Raw genomic sequence first — 21,941 nt, 5'->3', positions numbered from 1 at the left:
TAGCTCGTCAGCAGGGTTTTGACATCACTGTTAGTGGTTGGCAGTATGGCTAATTGAGAATGGTGCAAGATCTCAGTAAAAACGGACTAACTAGGTTAACGCTCAAACAGGGAACTCCAAGAACTCCCGGCAGCAACCACCCTCATGTAGAGCTAAAAAATGCTAAAGGCAGTAGAATCGATCTACAAGGAAAGCTCGTTAACAGAAAAAGTCCAGCTAATCATACTCCTATTGATTGGGACATTTAACAATGGAACGCTTAAACTACTGGCAGTTTCCGGGATTTGAAAATATTTATCTAGAGGATAGCTATGTACTTAGCATTAATGCTAAAACATCTATACAAATCCTCTTGGAAGCTGTCCTCACTGAAAATCACTCTCTCTACACTCAGCCCTTACCAGGGGAACAGTATTGTTATCGGCGGATGACCGTCAATTTTCCCCACCCTCAAACCTACGATTTGGTTCTGAACAACATCAGCCCAATTGCAGATCCAGATGGTGGAGTTGATTACGGGAACATAGACGAATTTTTTAGGGCGGAGGACAAATACTATTTAAGAGGGGAATGGGGAGAACTTACTATAGTTTCCGATCCACCCCTACTTTTTGATGAAAACTATTTAATTGTCAGAAACGGCGAGAATTTTATTCAAATTAATAAGGATAAAATCAGTCTTTGTGAATGGAAAAGGGAAAGGGAAGGAGTAATCAGCTTAGTTTACGAAAACGATTTTGGAAGTGATTTATGTGTTCAAATTGAGGCAGAGCAAGATCCCGAAGGCTTTGAAGCAGCTTTGGGGTATATGAACGAACTTGACACAGGTCATACAACTGATATTACAGGAGGAGGCGAACTGACATTTGACAAAATCAAGCAGTTTTATGCCCATAATTTTAATCAGGAAAATGTGCAAGCATTTTCTGTTAAGTTTCCTAGCTCAGCGGGCCATAAATATTCGATTTCGGCAATTACTTCCGACAATAAATTAGTGCAGGCTTTTGCATCTAGCCTAGAATAATTTAAAATTTGGATCTACTGCTAATCGTCGATCGCCCCATCTAAAATTAATCTAAAAAATTAAAAGGTGAAAAATTAATTTTTCACCTTTTAACTCTCGACTTCCAAATTACCCGCTACTGAACAAACTTCTTGAATGCCAGTGTCACGTTGTGGCCGCCAAATCCAAAAGAATTCGACAGCGCCACATCAACTTTTAGATCGCGACTTGTATGAGGAACATAGTCTAAATCGCACTCAGGATCGGGATTTTCCAAATTAATTGTCGGCGGGATTTTGTCATTGGCGATCGCCATTACCGTCGCCACCGCTTCAATTCCCCCAGAACCGCCCAAAAGATGACCGGTCATTGACTTGGTAGAACTAATTGCTACTTTGTAAGCATGGTCTCCCAAAGTCTTTTTAATCGCTTTCGTTTCCGTAGAATCGTTGGGAAGCGTGCTCGTGCCGTGAGCATTGATATAGCTCACCATATCCGGTGTCAAACCCCCATCTTTGAGCGCTAAAGCCATTGCTCGCGATGCACCTTCGCCCCCGGGTACTGGGGAAGTCATGTGATACGCATCGCAAGTTAAACCGTAGCCAACGATTTCTGCGTAAATCTTCGCGCCACGGGCCAGAGCGTATTCCATTTCTTCTAGAATCAGAATGCCAGCACCTTCGCCGATCACAAAACCATCACGATCGCGATCGAACGGACGAGAAGCATGAGTCGGGTCATCGTTGCGAGTCGAAAGCGCCCTCGCCGCAGCAAAACCCGCCACGGACAAAGGTGTCACCGCAGCTTCCGTACCACCGCAAATCATCGCTTGCGCGTAACCCCCTTGAACTAAGCGAAAGGCATCACCCACGGCATTTGACCCGGCAGCGCAGGCCGTCACGGGGCAAGAGTTCGGTCCTTTAGCACCCGTTTGAATCGCTGTCAGGCCCGCGGCCATATTCGCAATCATCATGGGAATCATAAACGGGCTGCATCGATCGGGGCCGCGATTCAGATAGATCTCTTGCTGGTCTTCCAAAACCTTCAGGCCGCCAATGCCAGTGCCAAGAATGACACCCACCTGTTCTGCGTTCAGGTCGTTAATCTCAAACTTTGCATCAGCAACAGCTTGTTTGCTGGCTGACACCCCAAATTGAGCAAAGCGATCCATCCGCTTTGCTTCCTTGCGCTCTAAATAGTCGTGTGGGTCGTAACCCTTCACCTCTGCGGCAAAGCGGCAGTCGTGTCGCGACGCGTCGAATAAGGTGATCGGGCCTATACCATTCTTCCCGGCAAGCAACCCGTCCCAATATTCGGACAAGGTATTGCCGATCGGTGTAATCGCGCCGAGACCCGTGATAACAACGCGCTTACGCTCTAAATTTGTCATGATTTCAGTTTCAAAAAATTAAACACCCAGAACGCAGAACAAAAGAGGAGTTTGCAGTTTTCTAACTTCTCTCCTCTTAGGGGAAAAGACAGGTATTTTATGCTTTTGGAGCTGTAAGTTTGCTGCTGATGAAATCTACAGAAGCTTGAACCGTAGTAATTCCTTCGGCTGCTTCGTCGGGAATTTCAATATCAAACTCTTCTTCCAAGGCCATGACCAGCTCTACTGTATCTAAGGAATCTGCTCCTAAATCGTTAGCAAAGTTGGCTTCGGGCTTAACTTCGCTCTTATCGACTTCCAGTTGCTCTGCCACAATTTTCTGGACTCTAGCAAAAATGTCGTCTTGGCTCATAACATCGTGTCCTCATTGGTTGCTGCGTATCTAATCTTATCCGAAAGGGGGATCGACAAGAGAAAGGCTGGCCGCTTTTCTAAGTGACACGGGCCAGCGACAATTGGAACACGGACGATCGCAGCAACTTTAGGACTAAAGCAAAAAAACCCCAATAGCCCAAAATCAATCATCTCGTTTAGCCACCTGATAACGTTGAGGAACCGGATTTATGGTCGATGGTGTGTCCGTCATCAACTCAAAATGCTTGAGAAAAGCTGACACTTGACTCCTAGCTAGGCGGTGATACGTTAATGATAAAGAGGGAAAACTAAGCAGGAAGCCTCCCGACTTCGATGGCTCAAGTTTCTTTTCCCGAACCTTGTGTCCCCAGCAGAAACAACTATGCCATCCCAAACTCTCAGATATGCTTACTTTCCCGGTTGCGTTGCCCAAGGGGCGGCCCGCGAACTTTACTTGTCTACAATGGCGCTAACTCAAGCGTTGGGGATTGAACTGGTGGAACTCAAAAAAGCTGCCTGCTGCGGTTCTGGCACTTTCAAAGAAGATTCGCAGTTACTCGAAGATACTGTCAACGCTCGCAATATTGCTTTGGCTGAGGAACTGAATCTGCCTTTGCTGACGCATTGCAGCACTTGTCAAGGGGTAATCGGTCATGTAGACGATCGCCTCAAGGATTGCCAAAAAACCGATCCAAACTACGTAGATAAAGTTAACGATTTACTAAAAAAACAAGGTTGTTCGCCTTATCAAGGCAGTACCGAGGTGAAACATCTGTTGTGGGCGATCGTTGCAGATTACGGGCTCGACGAGGTGCAGAAGCGAGTCACCCGCAAGCTTTCGGGTTTGAAGTGCGCGTCTTTTTACGGGTGCTATCTGCTGCGAGCTCAGGATAAGCTGCTTTACGATGACCCCCACCAACCCGAATCGATGGAAAATATATTTCGGGCGATCGGGGCAACTCCGGTTTATTATCGAGGCCGGACGCAGTGCTGCGGCTGGCCGTTGGCGAGTTATGCCACTAACCAATCTTTTCAGATGGCAGGCAAACATATTCAAGATGCTCTTGACAAGGGCGCTGATTGTATGGTAACTCCTTGTCCTCTCTGTCACTTGAACTTGGATTCGCGGCAGCCGGAGGTGGAAAAAGTAATCGGGCGCAAATTGGGTTTGCCCGTGCTGCATTTGTCGCAATTGGTGGCTTTGGCTTTGGGTGTGGAGCCAAAAAAACTAGGGCTCGATCGACATATCGTGTCAACTAAGCCCGTGTTAGAAAAATTAGGCTTTTAGTCGATCGATTTGCGCGGCTTTGTAGTAAAGACTTTACTCCTTTCTAATATCAAATCCCGTTAGAGCGGAATTATACCCGAGTGCTAGCGGGAAGCTCGATCGCGCTCATACACTCTTGAGTTGATAGAAGATACCGTCCACAATTTGTCGTTTTGTCCCCAGAGGTGGTCTAGTCTTCTTCTTGTGGGGCAGCAATCGCGCTGCGGAGTTATCACCCGTTGTCGGTGAAGTTACTCGACAATGCCATTTATTTCTGATCTTAGCTCGTCATCAGAGAGCCCAAATGGGTTCTTTAAGCTATTGACACCACCAAAAGATGAAGCGGTCTAACGACGGGGGCTTCAGCGAACGGCGTTGCACGGTGGCTACACCACTGATAACCGATGCCTCAGTTCCTTTGCCAGCCATTGTTAGACTGCGATCACTCTCTTCGCATTCCATAGCCCGGATCTACACTCCAAAGCAAGTGTGGTGGTTGGTAGGTTAATATGCAGACAACAGAAACAAAAGTTGTATACAATTACACAAAATAGTTTTTTAAGAGTTCCTAACTGCCTAGTTATGGATAAGGAATCAGCAATGAAACGAAACCCAGTAAATCTCACACGTTCGGTATTCCTATGGGCAATGCTAGGAATCATTTGTGGTTTGTTTGCTGCAAGTTATTGGATATTTTTGTCTTACATGATGGTTGGATTTGAATATTTTAGTGGACTTTCTCTACTAATCATCATGCCGCTTGCCGGCTTGCTCATCGGTTTGCTCATTCATTGGCTGGGAAATCCTGGCGAAATAGGGTTGATTATTGACAATATTCATCTCAATGGCGGGCGGTTACCAATGAACGAGAATCCTTCGATGATTCTGTCGTCGCTAATCAGTATTGCAAGTGGAGGCAGTGCTGGTCCAGAAGCACCAATGGTGCAAGTCACAGGTTCAATTGGTACGTGGTTAGCCGATCGCTTTCAATTGGGTGGAGAGGCACTACGAACTTTGAGTATTGCTGGCATGGCATCTGGTTTTACAGTTTTGTTCGGCGCTCCATTGGGTGGTACTTTTTTTGCTTTAGAAATCCTGCATCATCAGAATGTTGTGGAGTATTTTGAAGCAATATTGCCTGCGGTTGTGGCAAGTTGTGCAAGTTACACCATCTTTGTAGCAATTACCCAGCTAGGAATTGGTCCTACCTGGCATTTTCCTCAATACAATGTGGACAGCCTTTATGACTTTGGCGCAGCGATTGCTTATGGAATTGTAGGGGCGATTATGGGGTGGTTTTTTATCGCTGTATTTCGCACTGTTGGTCGCTTGTTTGATTCAATACCCAGCCCAATCTATGTGCGAACTACTTTAGCCGGGCTAGCACTTGGTGTGTTATCAGCTTTATTTCCGCTCACTCGTTTCTTTGGTGAACATCAAATTGAAAAAATTGTTGAGGGCAACTTTTCTTTGGGAGTTGTCTTAACTTTAGTTATTGCTAAAGTTTTTGCCATTAGTACGACCGTAAATGGAGGCTGGCGGGGGGGGATTATCATCCCACTGTTTTTTATAGGAGCCTGTTTAGGAAAGGCAATCGCTATCATTAGTCCCGCCTCCAACGAGACTTTGGCAATGATTTGTGTAATGGCTGCTCTGAATTCAACAGTTACTCGCACTCCAATTAGTACAACTCTGCTACTTGCCAAGTTGACAGGATTCAGCACTTTTACACCGATTCTCTTCGCTAGTCTTGTGGGTTTCTTTTTGGCTCCCCGATCTCCCTTCATTAGCTCACAGCGTAAAGTTGATTAACAAACGGCTAGAATTCCTCTAATAACTCCGTGTAGCGGTGAAAAATACGTGCATTTTGCGAGTATAGGCTCTAAAGGCTTCTGCCATTACAAATGCACCAATGGCATCAAACAACATCTAGCCGTTGATACCAGTCAGCTTGCCGTTTTTTATCCATTGCACAAAAGCCAGTGTGTCCGATGACTGTGGCTTGATTGAAATGTTGAGTCACAACCTCGATTATTTTCACACTCGGGCCCGTCAATATTCCGAAGATTACCATCCTGCAAGGGTAAGGGGTATCACCCGGATAAGATCATCGCAGTTTGGTCAAGAACTTTGAACCCACTCTCACCAATCCTACTGCTAAACTCAATTTGTATTTAATCAGGCTGATGCTCAAACGGTTGGCGAATGATACAGATCCCAAAAGGGTTCCATAAGACTCCCAGGGTGAATAACTGTGAAGTTTTGTCGCTTTTTCGCGAAGTGCTTCCAGGCACTGCGGTAGACTAACCTTTAATTCTCTGTGCAGGCTATAGCGGTGGCACCTCACCGTCAAATCTGTTAATTCGCAGAGGCAGCAAATTTTTAGTGACTCGTTGGGAGCCTTTATTCAATGTCTCATTCAGTCAAAATTTACGATACTTGCATCGGCTGCACTCAATGCGTCCGCGCTTGTCCGACTGACGTTTTGGAGATGGTGCCCTGGGATGGCTGCAAAGCAGCTCAGATTGCCTCCTCTCCCCGCACCGAAGACTGTGTAGGCTGCAAGCGGTGCGAAACTGCTTGCCCCACCGATTTTCTGAGCATCCGGGTTTACCTGGGAGCAGAAACCACTCGCAGTATGGGTCTAGCCTACTAAATATCGATCGACACGCCGATCGAAATTACGGGCACAAGAGAGGGGGCAATTTAATCGCCCCCTCTTTTTTGTAGCGGAATCGGCATTCGGGGGCCGGAAGAAGGTAAAAATGATAAAACTTAAGTTTTATTGCGATCGCTAAGCAGGAGTAGTACGTTAAATGTGCGGAATCGTTGGCTATATCGGCACGCAAGCAGCAAGCGAGATTTTGCTAGCAGGATTGGAGAAACTAGAATATCGGGGCTACGATTCAGCGGGTCTCGCTACCATCTCGGAAGGACAAATTACCTGCATCCGAGCCAAGGGCAAATTGCACAACCTCCGGGAAAAGCTAGCAGAGATAGACTCTCCGGCTCCCATCGGCATTGGACACACCCGCTGGGCAACTCACGGCAAGCCTGAAGAATATAACGCTCACCCTCACCTAGATAATAGCGGGCGAATTGCGGTAGTTCAAAATGGAATTGTCGAAAATTATCGCGAGTTGCGGAAAGAATTGAAAGCGAAGGGACATAAATTTGTTTCGGATACCGATACAGAAGTTATTCCTCATTTAATAGCTGAATTTTTGAAAGAAGCAAGAAGGGAGAAGGAAGAAGCAAAAGATAAAAAAACCGAGAAAATTGCTGATTTATCGTTTTTGGAAACTGTTTTAAAGGCGGTAAATAAATTAGAAGGAGCTTTTGCGATCGCCGTTATCTGTGCAGATTTTCCAGAGGAGATAATTGTCGCCAGACAGCAAGCTCCTTTGGTGATTGGCTTTGGTGCAGGCGAATTTTTCTGCGCTTCCGACACGCCAGCCTTAGTATCTCACACCCGCACTGTTTTGTCCTTGGAAAATGGCGAATTGGCAAGACTAACTTCGATGGGAGTGGAAGTTTACAGCTTTGCAGGAGAAAGGCTGAAAAAAAGCCCGCGCATCCTTGGTTGGAGTCCGGTTTTAGTCGAAAAGCAAGGCTTCAAACACTTCATGCACAAGGAGATTTACGAACAGCCAGCGGTAGTCCGAGCTTGTTTAGAGGCTTACTTAGACAGCGATTGGCAGCCAGGAAATCCGCGCTCTCCCATCAATCTCAACTTGCCGAAGGAACTTTGCGCCGATGTCGAACAAATTTCAATTCTCGCCTGCGGAACGAGCTGGCACGCCTCGCTAATTGGCAAATATTTGTTAGAACAATTAGCTAATATTCCCACTGCGGTGCAGTACGCTTCGGAGTACCGCTATGCACCGCCACCGCTGACAGCAAATACTTTAACTATCGGGGTAACTCAGTCGGGAGAAACGGCGGACACGCTGGCTGCTTTGGGGATGGAACAGCAGCGCCGCGCGGGTTTTACTGATAAATTCCGGGCGAGAATGTTAGGCATTACTAACAGGACTGAAAGTTCGATCGCCCACATGATGCCGCACGTGATCAATACCCACGCTGGTATAGAAATCGGCGTTGCTGCGACTAAAACTTTTGTCACTCAGTTGATGGCATTTTATTTCTTAGCTTTGGATTTGGCGCACCAGCGACAAACAATTAGCACGGAGAGATTGGCAGAAATTATTACTGGTTTGCGCCAGTTACCGACAGAAATTGAGAAGTTTTTGGAGATTCAAGAACAGTATGTCGAGGAATTGTCCCACCAGTTTACAGACACCCAAGATTTTATCTTTTTGGGGCGGGGAATTAACTTTCCAATTGCTTTGGAAGGGGCGCTGAAACTGAAGGAAATTAGCTACATTCACGCTGAAGGATATCCGGCGGGAGAGATGAAACACGGCCCGATCGCCCTTTTGGATGCTAAAGTGCCTGTAGTGGCGATCGCCATGCCCGGTAGCGTCTACGAAAAAGTGCTTTCCAACGCTCAGGAAGCGAAGGCGCGCGACGCCCGTTTAATTGGCGTAACGCCCAAGCAAGGTGTGGCGGAAGCCGATATTTTTGACCACATTTTGCCGGTGCCTTTGGTGGATGAATTGTTGTCACCGATTGTAACAGTGATTCCGCTGCAATTGTTGGCTTATCACATTGCGGCGCGTCGGGGTTTGGATGTGGATCAGCCACGCAATTTGGCGAAGTCGGTGACGGTAGAATAAAAGAATTCAGTTGGCAGTTGGCAGTTGACTGTTGACTGTTGACTGTTGACTGTTGACTGTTAGCAGTTGTTATTGGTTATTTGTGATCAATAACCTTCCAGGCTCTGCCTCCAATGCGCGATCGCCTATTCCCTCTCGCTGACTCCGCAAATTGCGGCTAACAGCAACCAGCTTGTAGTATTGAGTCGAAAATCAAACAGCGTCACATCTACAGTGTTAAAAAGCGTACAGGCGGCGAAGGCTAATAAATAACTGAAAAAAATTAGGCGATCGGTCGATCTTACCTCTTGACAAAATAGCTTATTTTTGCTAGTAATTATAGATTTTTGATTGATCGCTAAAGCATTTTCCGCTACCTCCTGTGTTGCTATTTGCTCGTGTTTGATATCCGCAGGAAAAAGCGGCCAATTCGCCAGCAGCAAAACACCCCTAGCCAAAACCCAACCAACTAAACCAAAAAACAAAAGCGTTGTGGGTATTCCCGTTTCCGCAGTCAACATCAGTATCAAACTGTGAGGATGACCGAGCCATTCTTGCATTTGAGCTTGATAGAGAGGTGTAAAATTTCGCAATCCCCAACCAGTCCAAGGACGCTGCTGAGTCATAGACCAAGCAAATTCCCACTGAGTTTTTCTCAAAGTAGCAGTCGGCCGATTTGGGAACATCTCGTCGGTGAGTCTAGCCCAAAAGAAAGCCGGAACAATTCTTCGTAAAGATTGCCGCAGTGGTTCCGGCCCAAAGGCCGACAAAAAAATTGTGCTAGCCACACTCAAAACCCCAGCTAATAATTTTTTATAACCCACATAAAATGCAAAAGCCCAAACTGCGACAACTGCCAGTCCCCAAGCATTGCGAGAATTAGTAAAAATCAAAGCAACAGCATTTCCGATCACTGCACAACTTAAAAATAGGAATCGGAAATTGGGAATCGGAAATTGCGAATCGGGAATCAGCGGTTCATTAATTGTTTCCTTTTTTCCTCTTTCCTCTTCCCTCAAAATCGAGCGGGTAAATCCGTTAAATCCCTTACCTGGAGCGTTCCCGAACCCTTCTCCCATCCACAGTCCTAGTGCTAAAATAAAAGCAATTGTCAGATAGCAAGCTAAAATATTAGCGTACATAAATACAGAAGCCATACGGCCGGGGGGATTGCCTTGGGGTGCAAGTACCCAGCCAAAAACAGGCTGCAATTGATCGATGCCGCTCCAGCCTAAAAATTGCTGTCCCAGGCCTAAAATTATCACTGGAATTGAACTAATTACAATCATCCAAGACAATTGCCGCAATTGAGACAAAGTTTGAATTAAACTGCTGAAAGCGGCAAACAATATAAAGAACGGCAAGAAATTGTACAACCCTATAAAAGCCTCAATGCGGTTGTGGGCAAAAACGGCTGTGATGACTAGCAGCGCGCTCAGAATTGCGAATCCTCGATTCAACGGGCGGCGACTAATTTGACGGAACTTTTGCTTACAAGTGCCGGCCAATCCCAGGAATAAACCTAAAGCTCCCAAAATCGGAATTAAGGGAAAAATCAGCATCCCTACTTGAGCGAAATTCCAAGGGATTTGCAGGCGGGGATCTGGATGTTTTTGGAGGCGAGACTTGAGATTTTCGGCTGTCTGTTTGGCAGCTAATTTCAACCGATTTTTGATATTCACCAACACTCCCAATCTCAAATCTAAAATCTACAATTTACAATCGTTAAGCTAGTTCCCAAACGCATTCCGATCGCGTCAGGCGTATTTGAGCTAAGGCAAAAATGGTCGGGATAATCCTACCGTAGTTCGTGGAGATTGATCGCCAACCTAAATCAGCAAAAAACCAAGTCCACATCACCGGGCCGAGCAACGAAAATACGCTCCGCGTCGCACCGTAACGAGCCGCACTCACCGCCATACCGCGCCGCGCCGTCTGAATTGCGACATAATTTTGAAACTGGGTTGCTGCGGTTGCCGTGCCTGCAAGCACTCCTTGTTTTGCCATTTGATAGGTGGCAAAATGCAGCGCAAATTGATTGGCCATTAGTTTGAGCAGCATTGGTTTTAAGATGGAACTAACAGCTAAAGCGCTGCCACCTTTGAACAGTAAACCCAGCGGGTCTTTTTCAGCAGAAATTGGCAGGGGTTCTGAGAGTTTGGACTCAACGATGGCTCGCTGTACGCGCAGTGTCAGCGCTTGCTGTTCATCTGCCGGTAAACGCTTCCACGCGCGGCCCATTAAGTGCAGAAATACTTCTGCCTCTAAGTCAGTGGTTGACAACTGTCTGGGATAAGGGATTTTGAGATAGCGACAAACTTGAATTAGTGCTTGTCTGTAAGTCACTTGTTCGGTTCGCCCTCTGAGTACCGTCAAACCGTCGGCTGCAAGATAGCGAAATCGCTGTTCTACAGCGTCGAGCCATGCTTGGCGATCGCGGCTTTGTACATCTATGGGTGCGGGGGTTTGCACGTAATCTAAAGGGTTAAACTTGCGGCTGAACAGAAGTTCTGTTAGTTGCTGCAATTCTTCTTCTGTTGTCAATTCGAGTGCTGCTCTGAGTTCGTCCAAAATTTTGCCCTCCCATATTCGATTTTAGATTTTAGATTTTAGATTTTAGATTGCTGCTGGTTGATAACCATTAGGATTTAGGATTTACCTACAGTGGCATTTTTTGATCTGGTCTTAATCATGGATTCGTGCTGTCCTTTATTCTACTACTTGGTGCAGGGCGATGGCCTCTGGTCCCGCAAGCTACGGGTCTTTTGAGTCATCGGTAAGGTACAAATTCAGCTCGCAGCCTTTAAGCTGATGTTTAGATTCACAAGGCTGACTGATTGATTATGTTCGATGTTGCGGTGATTGGTGCGGGTATGGCGGGGCTGAGTTGCGCTCAACGGTTGCGTCAAGCTGGTTATTCTGTGGGGGTTGTTGAGAAATCTCGCGGCGCGGGGGGACGTGTTGCTACCCGCCGCGTACAGGGTACTAGGGCCGATCACGGGGCGCGGTATCTGGAAGCGCAGGGGGATGCGGTGCAGGGGTTAATTGAGGTTTTGCTCGATCGGCACATCCTCAAACTCTGGACTGATACTGTCTGGGAATTTCGACAGGGAAAACTTTCTGCTATTCCTAGTTCTTGTTATGTCGCACCTGCTGGAATGAATGCTGTGGGTAAGTATCTGGCGGCGGGTTTAGAAATTTGGTACGGCCGCCGCGTACAAGCTATTTCTCGTACTGACAGTCAAATGTGGCAGCTTTCTCTGGAAGTTACCGACGACAATTTAGACATACCTCAAGAATTGATTGCTAAGGCTGTGGTTGTGGCAATTCCGGCTCCTCAAGCTTTAATATTTTTGAATTCGGAAATTGGTTTTAAACCTGATTTTCTTGAAAAATTGCGTTCTGTGGAGTACGACCCTTGTATTACCGTTATGGCTGGCTATTCTGCGACAAAACAGAAAGATTTAAGTAATCTAAATCCGCAGTGGAAATCTGTTTCTTTTCCAGATCATGCTGATTTAGGTTGGGTTGGTTTAGATAGTAGCAAGCGACTAGATCCGCAGCAGCCGGTGTTTGTGATTCACAGCAGCGCAAATTTTGCAGAACGCCATCTAGAATCAGTTGATTTGCCAACAGTCGGTCAAGAATTGCTCGATCGCACTTCTGAATATTTAATCCCTTGGCTGAAACAGCCGGAATGGTTGCAGGTTCACCGCTGGCGCTATGCTTTTTGTAGAAATCCTTTGGCTGTTTCTTGTTTGCCTGCTGGCGGGAATTTGCCGCTGGTTTGTGCGGGGGATTTGTGCGGCGAAGGTCAAATAGAAGGTGCTTTGCGATCGGGTTTGGCGGCGGCTAATTGGGTTAATTCCCAATTGGAGGATTTGCCCTTAGATGCAAGCCTAAATTGGTAATAGGGCTAAAATTAAGGTATCGATTTTGGCTCTAACGCTATGATTGCCATCCCGTCTGGGTTTAGCCCCCAAAATTACCTTGCCCTCGAAGGTGATAATACCGTTCTGCATGAATATCGGCGGCGTTTGGTGTACGCGATGGCGGGAGGTAGCGATGACCACAGCCGTGTCTGTATTAATTTTATAACTGCGATTAACCTTCACCTGCGCGATATAGTTATGAAAAATCTATCTAATGACTTACAAAAAAAGGGAAAAATGGTGTAAATGGCAAATTTTCCACATGGTTATTTTTGGGCTGTTTCCTGATGTTGTAACTCTTGTTCTTGCATTTGCAATAACTCGGGAACGGTTACGAAAATGTACCCTTCTTTTCTCAATCGAGCAATAACATCAGGCAAAACTTTTACAGTTCTCGATCGATTGCCACCGCCGTCGTGCATCAACACAATCCCGCCGGAATTTGCCTGCCTCATCACGTTGTCCATCAAAGATTCCGTAAGACTGCGCCAATCAAAAGAATCAGCAGACCACATCACAACCGCATAATTTTTCTTTTGAGCGTAAGCTGCCAATCCATTGTTTAAAATGCCTCCTGGCGGGCGGAACATCGATGTTTGGATGCCGGTCAACTGCTCAATTAAGGATGAAGTGCGATCGATCTCGCGAGCTGCACCGTCTTCGTTATACTTAATGTATTCGTGGCTCCAAGTGTGGTTGCCGATCGCGTGACCGGCTTGTGCGACCTGTTTGCCAATTTCGGGATAAGTTTGCAGGTATTTTCCTACCCAGAAAAATGTAGCCTTAATATTGTTTTCCTTGAGAATATCTAGGATTTGTGTAGTTGTTGTCGGCCAGGGGCCGTCGTCAAATGTCAGGGCGATCGCCTTGTGCTGGGAGTCGAGTTTTGCCTCACGAATAGTTGTACCTTGAAACTGCGACGGTACCCCTGATTGAAAGCGAATTTCTTGCAATTGGGCTAGAGCCTGTTCGGAAAGCTCAACTCGATGGGCGATCGCCTGCGAGAACTGATTAATATTGGATATTGGCTGTTCTTCTTGGGAGTGGGATACGGCCAAGACTTGCGCCTGAATCGGTGCCAATGGCTGATTTGCCCGCAAGTTCATCGGCAACGTCACACCCAGCAAAAAACTTCCTGTGGCGGCGATAAAAGCAACGATTAATGTTTTTCGCCTCATCAACAGCCGTTTCAATTTTGTCACGTCATTCTCTCCTTCACACTTTGCACAGTTAATTTTAGATTTTATGTTGATATCAAGTTAATCCACTTAAGAGGATAATCTTAAATTGGACTACCCGTAAAAATGCTACTGGACATAACTCAGCGCGGGGAAGTCCCTCCGGATAAAAAAAATTAAGATTTGTGCGCCAGAAATCCCCTAACCCATGAAAATGCCGGATGGTTGAACTTTTTCCCCAGCCAGGCGGACGGCGCTCAAATCGGATTAATGGCACGATATTCTTAGGGACTCAGCCCGGATCGACCCGCGTCCCTACCTGACACTGCAAGATGTGAGTTTAACCTGAGATGTTGCAATATTCTCAATAAGCTTTTTATGAATAGGCCGGAAAGCCTGTTCCAAAAGAAAATTTACTATTTGTGGAACAGGCATCTTGCCGATTCTTGAGAATGGTGAAACATCTCAGGTTTAACCAGATTTGATATGAGGGGCGATCGCCCGCCCGCCACTCCTAAAATTAACTTTTAGGGCCGATTCTCTCTTTGTACAAGCCGACAATTTGATCGATAACTTCGGCAACAGTCAGATTGTCTGTTTGAATTTCCACAGCATCGGCCGCTTTACGCAAAGGTGCAACCTCGCGGGTGCTGTCCTTTTCGTCCCGCAGGGCGATGTCTTGTTCCAATTGGGCCAAGCTAATATTAGCCCGATCGGTATCTTTAAGTTCTAACAGCCGCCTGCGCGATCGCTCTTGTACCGAAGCTGTCAAAAAAATCTTTAGTTCCGCATCGGGAAACACGTTAGTGCCGATATCGCGGCCTTCTGCTATAATTCCGCCTTTTGTGCCGCAGCGCCGCTGTTCCTCCACCAGAAACTGGCGCACGGCAGGAATCGCCGCCATTTCCGAGACGCGGGATGTCACTTCCAAACTGCGAATTGCCTCGGTTACGTCTTCGCCGTTGATCTTCAGCATTAAAGATGCGGGATCGAGGTTGTATTCCAAATAACTGGAACTGATTAATTCGGCGATCGCGCATTCGTCGGAAATCGGCGTGGCTGTTTTCAATGCCAGCCAAGTCAGCGCCCGATACATCGCGCCGGTATCCAGATAAAACAAGTTCAAAGCCGTTGCTGCTTGGCGAGTGACGGTAGATTTGCCTGCTCCCGCCGGTCCGTCGATCGCCACAATTGGCCGGCGATTCCTGAGAATTATATTGTCAATCAACCTAGTAGAGCCAACTCTGGCTGCTACGGCTAAAAGTCCCGCTGTTTCCACAACCTGCAAGGGCGTCAAAGTGTCGGGATCGACGAGTTCGGCGTATTCGAGCTTTACTGTGGGCTCTCCTGCGACTGCTGCGTGGGCAGCAGCGAGTGCGGCCGCTGCGGTGCGATCCCCTGAAGCAAACGTTTTCGAGGCTTGTTGCAGGGCGCGGTAGAGTACGGAGGCTTGCTGTTTTTGCTCTGTCGTTAAATACTGATTGCGAGAACTCATTGCCAGTCCCGACTCTTCGCGGACGATCTGACAAGCGACAATCTCTACAGGCAAGTTAAAATCAAAGACCAGTTTCCGAATAATTGCTAGCTGCTGGGCGTCTTTTTGACCGAAATAAGCTTTTGTCGGCTGCACCAAACTCAAAAGTTTAGTAACAATTCCCGCGACGCCTTGAAAATGACCGGGCCTTGCTTTGCCGCACAAAACCGATGTCATCGCCGGTGGCGGCACTACTTGAGTTAAGGATGAAAGGTGAATCTCTATCTGTTTTTGGGCGGTTTGCTCTGTTTCTGTGGGCTCGACCGCTTGGTTGCCGAACATTTCCGTTGCTGAGGGAGCAAATATGGCATCAACCCCAGCTTGTTCGCACAACAGCCGATCTTGCTCGACATTCCGAGGATAATCTTGAAAATCTTCTGTTGGCCCAAATTGCAGCGGGTTGACAAAAATGCTGACCAGGGCGATCGCATTTTCTTGTCTTGCCCGCTGGATCAAGCTCAGATGTCCTGCGTGCAAAGCTCCCATCGTCGGCACCAAACCGACTGTCAAATGAGGTGCAGTAGACTTTTGTGAATTTAAGTAGCAGCGAAGTGCTGCAATGGTAGTAAACAGGCGCACCGGTAGAATCTCCTGAAGGCATTCTGCAGAAGGCAGAATTTGTGTGTCGGAATTTGTTCGACTTGACATCTTCCACCATCCTCCCTTAACAGGCTTTCGGGCCTCTTCCACAAAGAATGGTGGAAGATGTCAGTTTTATTCTACTTTCTGCTTTCTCAAGTTCGGATAACTTTTGTATTCTGCCTTACAGTACCGTTCAGCGTTCAACTGTTGTTTGCTGCGGCGGTTCGATCACTTCGATTTCGACTCTCGCAACGCCACTACCCATCATTCCCAGTACGCTGGCGGCGCCGGCGGACAAGTCAATAAGCCGATCGCCCACATAGGGGCCGCGGTCATTAATGCGGACGACTACGGTGCGGCCGTTGTCGAGATTTCTCACCATGACTTTAGTTCCGAATGGCAAATTGCGGTGGGCTGCGGTCAAATCATTTTGGTTGAAACGCTCGCCGCTGGCGCTGAGGTTGCCGTCAAATCCCGGGCCGTACCAGGAAGCCCAGCCGCTGAGGCGCAATTGAACTGGGCCCAGAGACAGCAAGGGGGGTTCTGGTTGGGGTTGGCCTGCGACTTCTTCCAGGGGTGGGGCGTTGCCCAGAAGCCGGCGGAGGCGATTGGTTGCTTGCAGGGCGTCTCGGCTAAAGTCGCTGGTGGTGTCGGGGAGGATGGTTTCGGCGTTGATGTTTACCAAGTCCTCGCCGTTTGCCTGGATAATGTAGCGATCGCCTTTTTCCCACTTAACGGTAATGCTGTTGGGATCGATGTTGTTGCGGGCTAGCTGATTGAGTCTTGCTGCTAAGGTTGATGCCCGCCAAACTGGATCAAGTTCTTGGTTGCTGGATTTGCTGGCAATATTTCCGACTTTGGGATTTTCTCTGGCGCCCGCTACTTTGGACGGACTGCTAGCACCGGCTTGGCTGTTGCCAGTTTCTCCCATTTTCGTGTTTGTTTCCGGATTGGCGTTCAGAAAGGTGATGACTGGAATGTTTCGCACGTAGACTGTCGCTGCTTGTCGCCCGCCTAAGTCGTGGGGCTGAATTTTGGCGATCGAGTCTCGGGCAATTTCAGCTCTGGCTTGATACTGATACTGTCCGACTTTTTGCGCTTCGACCCGACTTGCGTTTAACTGCCGGGACGGTTGGGTGGCAATTACTTGCTCGGAAACCGGAGAGTTTTGGTTGTCGGCACCTGTTGCTTGTGCGTGACAAGAGGATGCCGTTCCTACCACAGGAACTAACAGGACAGCGAGTAGACCACCAACAAATTTTTCCTTCATACGTCCATTTTTGTGAATAGCCATTGCCAACCGAGATTGGAGGATTGGCCATTTGGCGGCGGGCGTCAAGGATTTCTCTCTTGCCCTTCGCCATTCCCCCGTGAGTCACAGCAAAGTATCCGGGTGCGTTTTTGCTTTAATGTTTCCCCCCCAAAAAAAATTGGCGGAAACTTCCCTGACATTTGACAACTCGTACTCGATCCGCAATTTGTGTTTTGTTCACGAACTGCAACAGACTACCACAAACTTTTGCGGTTGGGGATCGCTGCGATCGCGCTTTTCACCAAATTTTCCTCAAATTTTGTCAAAACCCTCTATCATAAAATCCTTTAGTTCCAGTGCTTACAGCCGTTTCAGTTATTCCCGAAAAATTTACAAAAATTTACAAAAATTTAGTGTATTTTGTGGGCTGCCGAATGGCTAGTGTGAAAAAAGCTGTTTGTCAACTGTTATGGGAATAAACTAAAAACTGGAAATCGATTTGGCGGACTTATGGATTATCGAGAAGCAGGTGTGGATGTTGAGGCGGGCAGAGCTTTTGTCTCGCGCATCGGGAGTATGGTCAAGAGCACGCACCGATCGGGAGTTTTGGGCGGATTCGGCGGGTTTAGCGGGTTTTTCAGCGTTCCGGAGGGTTTAAAAGAGCCGATTATGGTTTCGGGTACTGACGGCGTTGGGACTAAGTTGAAATTGGCCCACAATCTCGATCGGCACGACACGGTAGGTATCGACTTGGTGGCGATGTGCGTCAACGACGTGCTGACATCCGGGGCCGAACCCCTCTTTTTTCTTGATTATTTAGCGACGGGAAAGTTAAATCCCGAACAATTAGCTGCGGTGGTGGCCGGGATAGCTGACGGTTGCAAGCAAGCGGGCTGTGCTTTGTTGGGCGGGGAAACGGCAGAAATGCCCGGTTTTTACCAAGCGGGAGAGTACGATTTAGCTGGTTTTTGCGTGGGAATTGTCGAAAAGAGCAAATTGTTGGACGGTTCGAGGGTGCAGGTGGGAGATGTGGCTGTGGGGCTGGCAAGTTCCGGCGTGCACAGCAACGGTTTTAGTTTGGTGAGAAAAATTGCGGGCGATCGGGGTTTTGACTGGAATTCCCAACCCGAAAAGTTAGGCGGCAAAAGTTTAGGAGAAGTGCTGCTAACTCCGACTAAAATTTATGTTAAACCAGTCCTCGAAGCAATTAAAAGCGGTTTAGATATTCACGGCATGGCTCACATTACGGGCGGCGGTTTGTCGGAAAATTTGCCCCGGTGTTTGGGAGTTAATCAATCTGTAAAAATTGATAGCAATAGCTGGCCAAATTTGCCCATTTTTCAGTGGATTGCTGAAGCGGGCCAAGTTGCCACAGCCGATATGTTCAATACTTTTAATATGGGGATTGGGTTTGTGCTTTTGCTCGATCGCACAGAAGTCGATCGGGCTATTACATGGTTTGAATCTCAGGGAATGGGTGCGTTCGCGATCGGGGAAGTGATTGAGGGGAAAGGAGAATTGAGCATGGATAATGGGTAATTAGTAGGAAGCAATCGCAGGGTGTGAAGATTGCTTCGCTTTGTGCAATAACAGACAATATCAATCTACATTCATCATCAATCTGCGTACATCTGCGGTTAAATTTATACTTTTGAAAGTAACCGCAGAGGACACAGAGGAAGAAAGACAAAAATAAATTCACAACTGCTGACTCGTTGCTACAATTTTAAATGAAATTTAAATAAGCTATTATGCCTTTAAATACGGTATAATTCCCAATTTTTTCCGTCACCACTGAGTGCAAAAGTAGCCGCTCAAAAGTATCTGAATCCAAAACAACTAGAGCAACTGCAATCAGCATTAAAATAGCAAGAAAAAGGAGATATTAGAGGAAAATTATGATTATGTTATTGCTAAATCACGGAAATAATCAAGCTAAAATTGCTGATTTTTTGGGTTGCATCGTAAATAAGGTGTTTCATTGGTGCATTCAGGGATATCCAGAGAATCTAGACACGTAACCAACTTGATGATTTTGAGGACTGAATTCCTGACTTATTAATAGGCTGCCATTAGACTTTTTGCAAAAATAGATAATATCTGCGTTCATCTGCGGTTAAAAACAGAAAATCCATAAATCTTGCAAAAAGTCTAACCACCAATCTTATTTAGTCTTGTCCAAATTACGCGACTCCAACCAAATAGGAATTGCAATCCAAGCAACTGCTAACAGCAAAGCAAATACCGCAAATTGAGCTGCCCAAGCTACCAATTTCTCTAAAGACACAACTTGTCCCAAGAAGTAGGATAAACTCACCATTACCGATGCCCAGCTTGCAGCACCCAGAACATTGAACAGCGAAAATTTCCAAAAAGGCATTTCTGCAATACCCGCTAGGGGGCTAGCAAAAATTCGCAGCAATGCGATAAAACGGCCCAAAAATACGGCTTTAGCTGCATTTTTGCTAAACTGTTCTTTTAAGTCAAACAGTTGTTCTTCTCGAAAGCGGAAAAATTGTCCCAGCTTCAGCAGCAGTGGCCAGCCACCGTACCTGCCGATCGCATAACCAAGGTTTCCGCCCACAGTCGCACCACCGATCGCACTGCCGAGTACAAACCAGTAATTCAGCTCCCCGCTGCCAGCTAAAAACCCGCCAGCAATCGTAATAGTCTCGCCGGGAAGAGGAACTCCCAGATTTTCCAGCAAAATTCCCAGAAATACTGCCCAGTAGCCGTAATCACGCGCAAACTGCTGAATAGTCTCTAACGATAAAAACTCAAAAGACATTCGATACTGCCTTCGTAAACTTTTGCAAAGCTCAATACATTTATATATTGGCTCGATTCAGCCAATAGTGCAATCTTTCGGTGTGATGAAGAACACACTGTTGTCGCGATCGCTGGCTAAACTAAAAATTAAGCTTTCAGGCATACTAGATGAATAGAGAATTGTTGCGGTTGCCTTCCGCGCGATCGCTAGCCACTTTCCTACTAAATTTATCACAACGGCTCTCCCCACCGATTCCCACAAGGGCGATCGCCCATCCTAAAACATACGCTGAAATCCCCTGACTCTCTCAAGAGAGTCAGCAACTAAACTAACTTGTTCATACTTTACGATCGTAGGATAACTGCTATGGAATTTCCCAACTTCAACCCACCCATCGTCCTTCAACCTCACAACTGCCTCGACTCCCAAGCCGGCAGCCTCCTCCAGCAACAGCTAGCCGAGATTGTGCCCGATCGCCACAAACTCTGGGTAATAGACATGGCCGCCGTAGATTTCATCGACAGTTCCGGGATCTGCGCCTTAGTCGGCGGACTCAACGCCGCCCGCCACCGTGGATGCCGCCTCGTCATCTGCAACCTCTCAGCCACAGTCAAGCTAATTTTTGAAATTACTCAACTCGACCAACTCTTTGAAATCTTCGAGAGTTTCGAGCAAGTTATCTCCACTGAAACTCCGGCTTTAGTTGCTTGATTAAAATGAGATCCCGAGTTTAAATCTCAAGTTTCCCAGAGACTTCAAGCAACCGCAGAGCTAATTTCTATATCATAAATAGGTTTATTTGTCAAACAATACCAATGACAAACAAATAAATCCGGTACTTGAACGCCGACAGAAGCGATCGCAGGTGCAGCCGGAAAAGGCCAAAGTCGATCGAAACAAATCCTTTCCCCTAAAAACCCGAACTGCATCAAATAAGTCGCCGGCGGCGCATTTAAAAGATTCAGCAAGCGGTAAGCCAACTCATACAACTGCTGTCGCCAAACATCCGACAAATGCACCGGTTGAGAGTAACTCAACTCGCCAGACAGCTTGTCCGGTTCCCCAGCGATCACCTCAGCATACAGTGGCCCCTTTGCCGTCAACACCACAGGCAGCCAAAAATTGCCACCGCCGACGGGAAAAAGCAACTCCTGGGACACTCGATCGCGCGCCACCGAAACATTGCTACAAAATCGAAACACTTCTTGAGCCGGAAAAGCCACATTTTCTGGCACATTCAGCGTCAAAGGACAAAATATAGCCCCACCCGGAGCGATCGTGCCAGAATTGAGTTCAGAAACCCCACAGATATTGACTTCAGTTAAAGGATGAGATTGAGCGATCGCCGCCTTGAGACTTGCGGCCGGATCATTCTCACCACCCGCCACAATCAAAACCTTAGACATTGCCAAAGCTCGGCATTTGAATTCCCCGATCATCCTCAGCATCGACACTCGGCAGATCCAGGCCCTTAGCTTTGCGGTTCCGCACAGCCAGACGGTAAGTTACGCTTTGCAACTCTGTGTGCAACTGGCGGTTTTCCTTTTGCAGTTGCTCCAACTTTTCCTTAATCGGCTCGATGCGCTCGGCAAACTTCTGGCGGTAAACCCCTGGTAATTCCTGAACCACCTGTTCTAGCATCCGAGAGCGATCGGTCAATTCTTGCACCGACTGCCGCAGTTGGTAAACCTCAGCATCCCGCTCTGCGATTTGTTCCTGATAAAAACCCACCTGTTCCTCAACAGCTTGTAGTTGTTCCCGCATCGCCTGCATTTGAGCTTGGTGGCGATCGGAAACTTCCGGGGCCGGCACAAAACTAGAATTGCCCTTCACCAGTCTGAAAAGTTCTTGAGACAACTGCTGCACCAATTGGTCGCGCATTTGCAGCTCTTCGGTGAGACGAGAGACCTCTGATTGCAATTCTTTGGAGCTTACAAGTTTAGTTTGATTCACGATGACTC

At 47.1% G+C, this 21,941-nt stretch carries 21 protein-coding genes; 9 read left to right on the top strand and 12 right to left on the bottom strand.

Translation table 11 applies throughout. The annotated features are described in order from the left end of the window. Positions 1–250: 250 nt before the first annotated feature. Positions 251–1,024 carry a hypothetical protein gene (locus QT996_RS20925; RefSeq protein WP_333048673.1) on the top strand — a complete coding sequence of 258 codons (774 nt, stop codon included), beginning with the start codon at positions 251–253 and terminating at the stop codon, positions 1,022–1,024. Between the two features lie 115 nt (positions 1,025–1,139). Here the strand turns inward: QT996_RS20925 and fabF are convergent, their stop codons facing one another. Next, entirely contained in the window at positions 1,140–2,393 is a 1,254-nt protein-coding gene (gene fabF, locus QT996_RS20920) for a beta-ketoacyl-ACP synthase II (RefSeq protein ID WP_333048672.1), read from the bottom strand. A 97-nt stretch (positions 2,394–2,490) separates the two neighbouring features. After that, a complete protein-coding gene (gene acpP / locus QT996_RS20915; RefSeq protein WP_333048671.1) occupies positions 2,491–2,745 on the bottom strand; it encodes an acyl carrier protein in 255 nt (84 codons plus the stop codon). Positions 2,746–3,129: 384 nt separating this feature from the next. Between acpP and QT996_RS20910 the strand changes: the two genes are divergently transcribed. Both QT996_RS20910 and QT996_RS20905 read left to right on the top strand, forming a co-directional pair. After that, positions 3,130–4,035, top strand: coding sequence for a CoB--CoM heterodisulfide reductase iron-sulfur subunit B family protein (locus tag QT996_RS20910; RefSeq protein WP_333048670.1), 906 nt, complete (start codon positions 3,130–3,132; stop codon positions 4,033–4,035). A gap of 579 nt (positions 4,036–4,614) precedes the next feature. Continuing rightward, a complete protein-coding gene (locus QT996_RS20905) occupies positions 4,615–5,826 on the top strand; it encodes a chloride channel protein (RefSeq protein WP_333048669.1) in 1,212 nt (403 codons plus the stop codon). Between the two features lie 106 nt (positions 5,827–5,932). Here QT996_RS20905 and QT996_RS20900 read toward each other — a convergent pair whose 3' ends face one another. Further along, positions 5,933–6,055, bottom strand: coding sequence for a hypothetical protein (locus tag QT996_RS20900; protein WP_333048668.1), 123 nt, complete (start codon positions 6,053–6,055; stop codon positions 5,933–5,935). Between the two features lie 369 nt (positions 6,056–6,424). Here QT996_RS20900 and psaC point away from each other — a divergent pair, with 369 nt between their 5' ends. Then, on the top strand, positions 6,425–6,670 hold the full coding sequence (gene psaC / locus QT996_RS20895; RefSeq protein WP_015175986.1) for a photosystem I iron-sulfur center protein PsaC: 246 nt from the start codon (positions 6,425–6,427) through the stop codon (positions 6,668–6,670). Between the two features lie 160 nt (positions 6,671–6,830). Continuing rightward, a complete protein-coding gene (gene glmS, locus QT996_RS20890) occupies positions 6,831–8,753 on the top strand; it encodes a glutamine--fructose-6-phosphate transaminase (isomerizing) (protein ID WP_333048667.1) in 1,923 nt (640 codons plus the stop codon). 125 nt (positions 8,754–8,878) lie between these two features. Here the strand turns inward: glmS and QT996_RS20885 are convergent, their stop codons facing one another. Together QT996_RS20885 and QT996_RS20880 are read right to left on the bottom strand one after the other, a co-directional pair. Next, complete coding sequence (locus QT996_RS20885) at positions 8,879–10,414, bottom strand: O-antigen ligase family protein (protein ID WP_333048666.1); 1,536 nt, start codon at positions 10,412–10,414, stop codon at positions 8,879–8,881. 43 nt (positions 10,415–10,457) lie between these two features. Beyond that, a complete protein-coding gene (locus tag QT996_RS20880) occupies positions 10,458–11,303 on the bottom strand; it encodes a YaaW family protein (RefSeq protein ID WP_333048665.1) in 846 nt (281 codons plus the stop codon). A 272-nt stretch (positions 11,304–11,575) separates the two neighbouring features. Here QT996_RS20880 and QT996_RS20875 point away from each other — a divergent pair, with 272 nt between their 5' ends. Both QT996_RS20875 and QT996_RS20870 read left to right on the top strand, forming a co-directional pair. Further along, positions 11,576–12,643: an FAD-dependent oxidoreductase gene (locus QT996_RS20875; RefSeq protein ID WP_333048664.1), complete on the top strand. Its 1,068-nt coding sequence runs from the start codon at positions 11,576–11,578 to the stop codon at positions 12,641–12,643. A 39-nt stretch (positions 12,644–12,682) separates the two neighbouring features. After that, positions 12,683–12,910, top strand: coding sequence for a hypothetical protein (locus tag QT996_RS20870; protein WP_333048663.1), 228 nt, complete (start codon positions 12,683–12,685; stop codon positions 12,908–12,910). Positions 12,911–12,930: 20 nt separating this feature from the next. On the opposite strand, the gene QT996_RS20865 is transcribed toward QT996_RS20870, so the two are convergent. From QT996_RS20865 to QT996_RS20855, 3 genes are all read right to left on the bottom strand, one after another. Next, positions 12,931–13,866, bottom strand: a complete 936-nt coding sequence (locus tag QT996_RS20865) for a polysaccharide deacetylase family protein (protein ID WP_333048662.1) — start codon at positions 13,864–13,866, stop codon at positions 12,931–12,933. A 496-nt stretch (positions 13,867–14,362) separates the two neighbouring features. Next, positions 14,363–15,955 carry a bifunctional pantoate--beta-alanine ligase/(d)CMP kinase gene (locus QT996_RS20860; RefSeq protein ID WP_333048674.1) on the bottom strand — a complete coding sequence of 531 codons (1,593 nt, stop codon included), beginning with the start codon at positions 15,953–15,955 and terminating at the stop codon, positions 14,363–14,365. Between the two features lie 196 nt (positions 15,956–16,151). After that, complete coding sequence (locus tag QT996_RS20855; RefSeq protein ID WP_333048661.1) at positions 16,152–17,228, bottom strand: septal ring lytic transglycosylase RlpA family protein; 1,077 nt, start codon at positions 17,226–17,228, stop codon at positions 16,152–16,154. 492 nt (positions 17,229–17,720) lie between these two features. Between QT996_RS20855 and purM the strand changes: the two genes are divergently transcribed. Then, the gene (gene purM, locus QT996_RS20850) at positions 17,721–18,749 is read left to right on the top strand and encodes a phosphoribosylformylglycinamidine cyclo-ligase (protein WP_333048660.1); all 1,029 of its coding nucleotides are present in this window, start codon (positions 17,721–17,723) and stop codon (positions 18,747–18,749) included. A gap of 625 nt (positions 18,750–19,374) precedes the next feature. Here the strand turns inward: purM and QT996_RS20845 are convergent. Together QT996_RS20845 and QT996_RS20840 are read right to left on the bottom strand one after the other, a co-directional pair. After that, entirely contained in the window at positions 19,375–19,998 is a 624-nt protein-coding gene (locus QT996_RS20845) for a DedA family protein (protein WP_333048659.1), read from the bottom strand. 57 nt (positions 19,999–20,055) lie between these two features. Continuing rightward, positions 20,056–20,214 carry a hypothetical protein gene (locus QT996_RS20840; protein ID WP_333048658.1) on the bottom strand — a complete coding sequence of 53 codons (159 nt, stop codon included), beginning with the start codon at positions 20,212–20,214 and terminating at the stop codon, positions 20,056–20,058. Between the two features lie 132 nt (positions 20,215–20,346). Here QT996_RS20840 and QT996_RS20835 point away from each other — a divergent pair, with 132 nt between their 5' ends. Continuing rightward, positions 20,347–20,691, top strand: a complete 345-nt coding sequence (locus tag QT996_RS20835; protein WP_333048657.1) for an STAS domain-containing protein — start codon at positions 20,347–20,349, stop codon at positions 20,689–20,691. 44 nt (positions 20,692–20,735) lie between these two features. Here QT996_RS20835 and QT996_RS20830 read toward each other — a convergent pair whose 3' ends face one another. After that, positions 20,736–21,386, bottom strand: a complete 651-nt coding sequence (locus QT996_RS20830) for a hypothetical protein (RefSeq protein WP_333048656.1) — start codon at positions 21,384–21,386, stop codon at positions 20,736–20,738. Beyond that, positions 21,379–21,933, bottom strand: coding sequence for an Npun_F5560 family protein (locus QT996_RS20825; protein ID WP_333048655.1), 555 nt, complete (start codon positions 21,931–21,933; stop codon positions 21,379–21,381). Before QT996_RS20825 ends, QT996_RS20830 begins: the two co-directional genes overlap by 8 nt. Between the last annotated feature and the right edge of the window lie 8 nt (positions 21,934–21,941).

The sequence above is a fragment of the Microcoleus sp. S13C4 genome, from assembly GCF_036700865.1.
GTDB lineage: Bacteria > Cyanobacteriota > Cyanobacteriia > Cyanobacteriales > Microcoleaceae > Microcoleus.
Note: the sequence above shows the minus strand (reverse complement) of the source record. Positions and strands in the feature narration are given on the sequence as shown.

Excerpts from the sequence above, each read along its gene's own strand:
- QT996_RS20925 (WP_333048673.1), top strand. The coding sequence starts at position 251 with ATGGAACGCTTAAACTACTGGCAGTTTCCGGGATTTGAAAATATTTAT.
- fabF (WP_333048672.1), bottom strand. The coding sequence starts at position 2,393 with ATGACAAATTTAGAGCGTAAGCGCGTTGTTATCACGGGTCTCGGCGCG.
- acpP (WP_333048671.1), bottom strand. The coding sequence starts at position 2,745 with ATGAGCCAAGACGACATTTTTGCTAGAGTCCAGAAAATTGTGGCAGAG.
- QT996_RS20910 (WP_333048670.1), top strand. The coding sequence starts at position 3,130 with ATGCCATCCCAAACTCTCAGATATGCTTACTTTCCCGGTTGCGTTGCC.
- QT996_RS20905 (WP_333048669.1), top strand. The coding sequence starts at position 4,615 with ATGAAACGAAACCCAGTAAATCTCACACGTTCGGTATTCCTATGGGCA.
- psaC (WP_015175986.1), top strand. The coding sequence starts at position 6,425 with ATGTCTCATTCAGTCAAAATTTACGATACTTGCATCGGCTGCACTCAA.
- glmS (WP_333048667.1), top strand. The coding sequence starts at position 6,831 with ATGTGCGGAATCGTTGGCTATATCGGCACGCAAGCAGCAAGCGAGATT.
- QT996_RS20875 (WP_333048664.1), top strand. The coding sequence starts at position 11,576 with ATGTTCGATGTTGCGGTGATTGGTGCGGGTATGGCGGGGCTGAGTTGC.
- QT996_RS20870 (WP_333048663.1), top strand. The coding sequence starts at position 12,683 with ATGATTGCCATCCCGTCTGGGTTTAGCCCCCAAAATTACCTTGCCCTC.
- QT996_RS20855 (WP_333048661.1), bottom strand. The coding sequence starts at position 17,228 with ATGAAGGAAAAATTTGTTGGTGGTCTACTCGCTGTCCTGTTAGTTCCT.
- purM (WP_333048660.1), top strand. The coding sequence starts at position 17,721 with ATGGATTATCGAGAAGCAGGTGTGGATGTTGAGGCGGGCAGAGCTTTT.
- QT996_RS20845 (WP_333048659.1), bottom strand. The coding sequence starts at position 19,998 with ATGTCTTTTGAGTTTTTATCGTTAGAGACTATTCAGCAGTTTGCGCGT.
- QT996_RS20835 (WP_333048657.1), top strand. The coding sequence starts at position 20,347 with ATGGAATTTCCCAACTTCAACCCACCCATCGTCCTTCAACCTCACAAC.
- QT996_RS20830 (WP_333048656.1), bottom strand. The coding sequence starts at position 21,386 with ATGTCTAAGGTTTTGATTGTGGCGGGTGGTGAGAATGATCCGGCCGCA.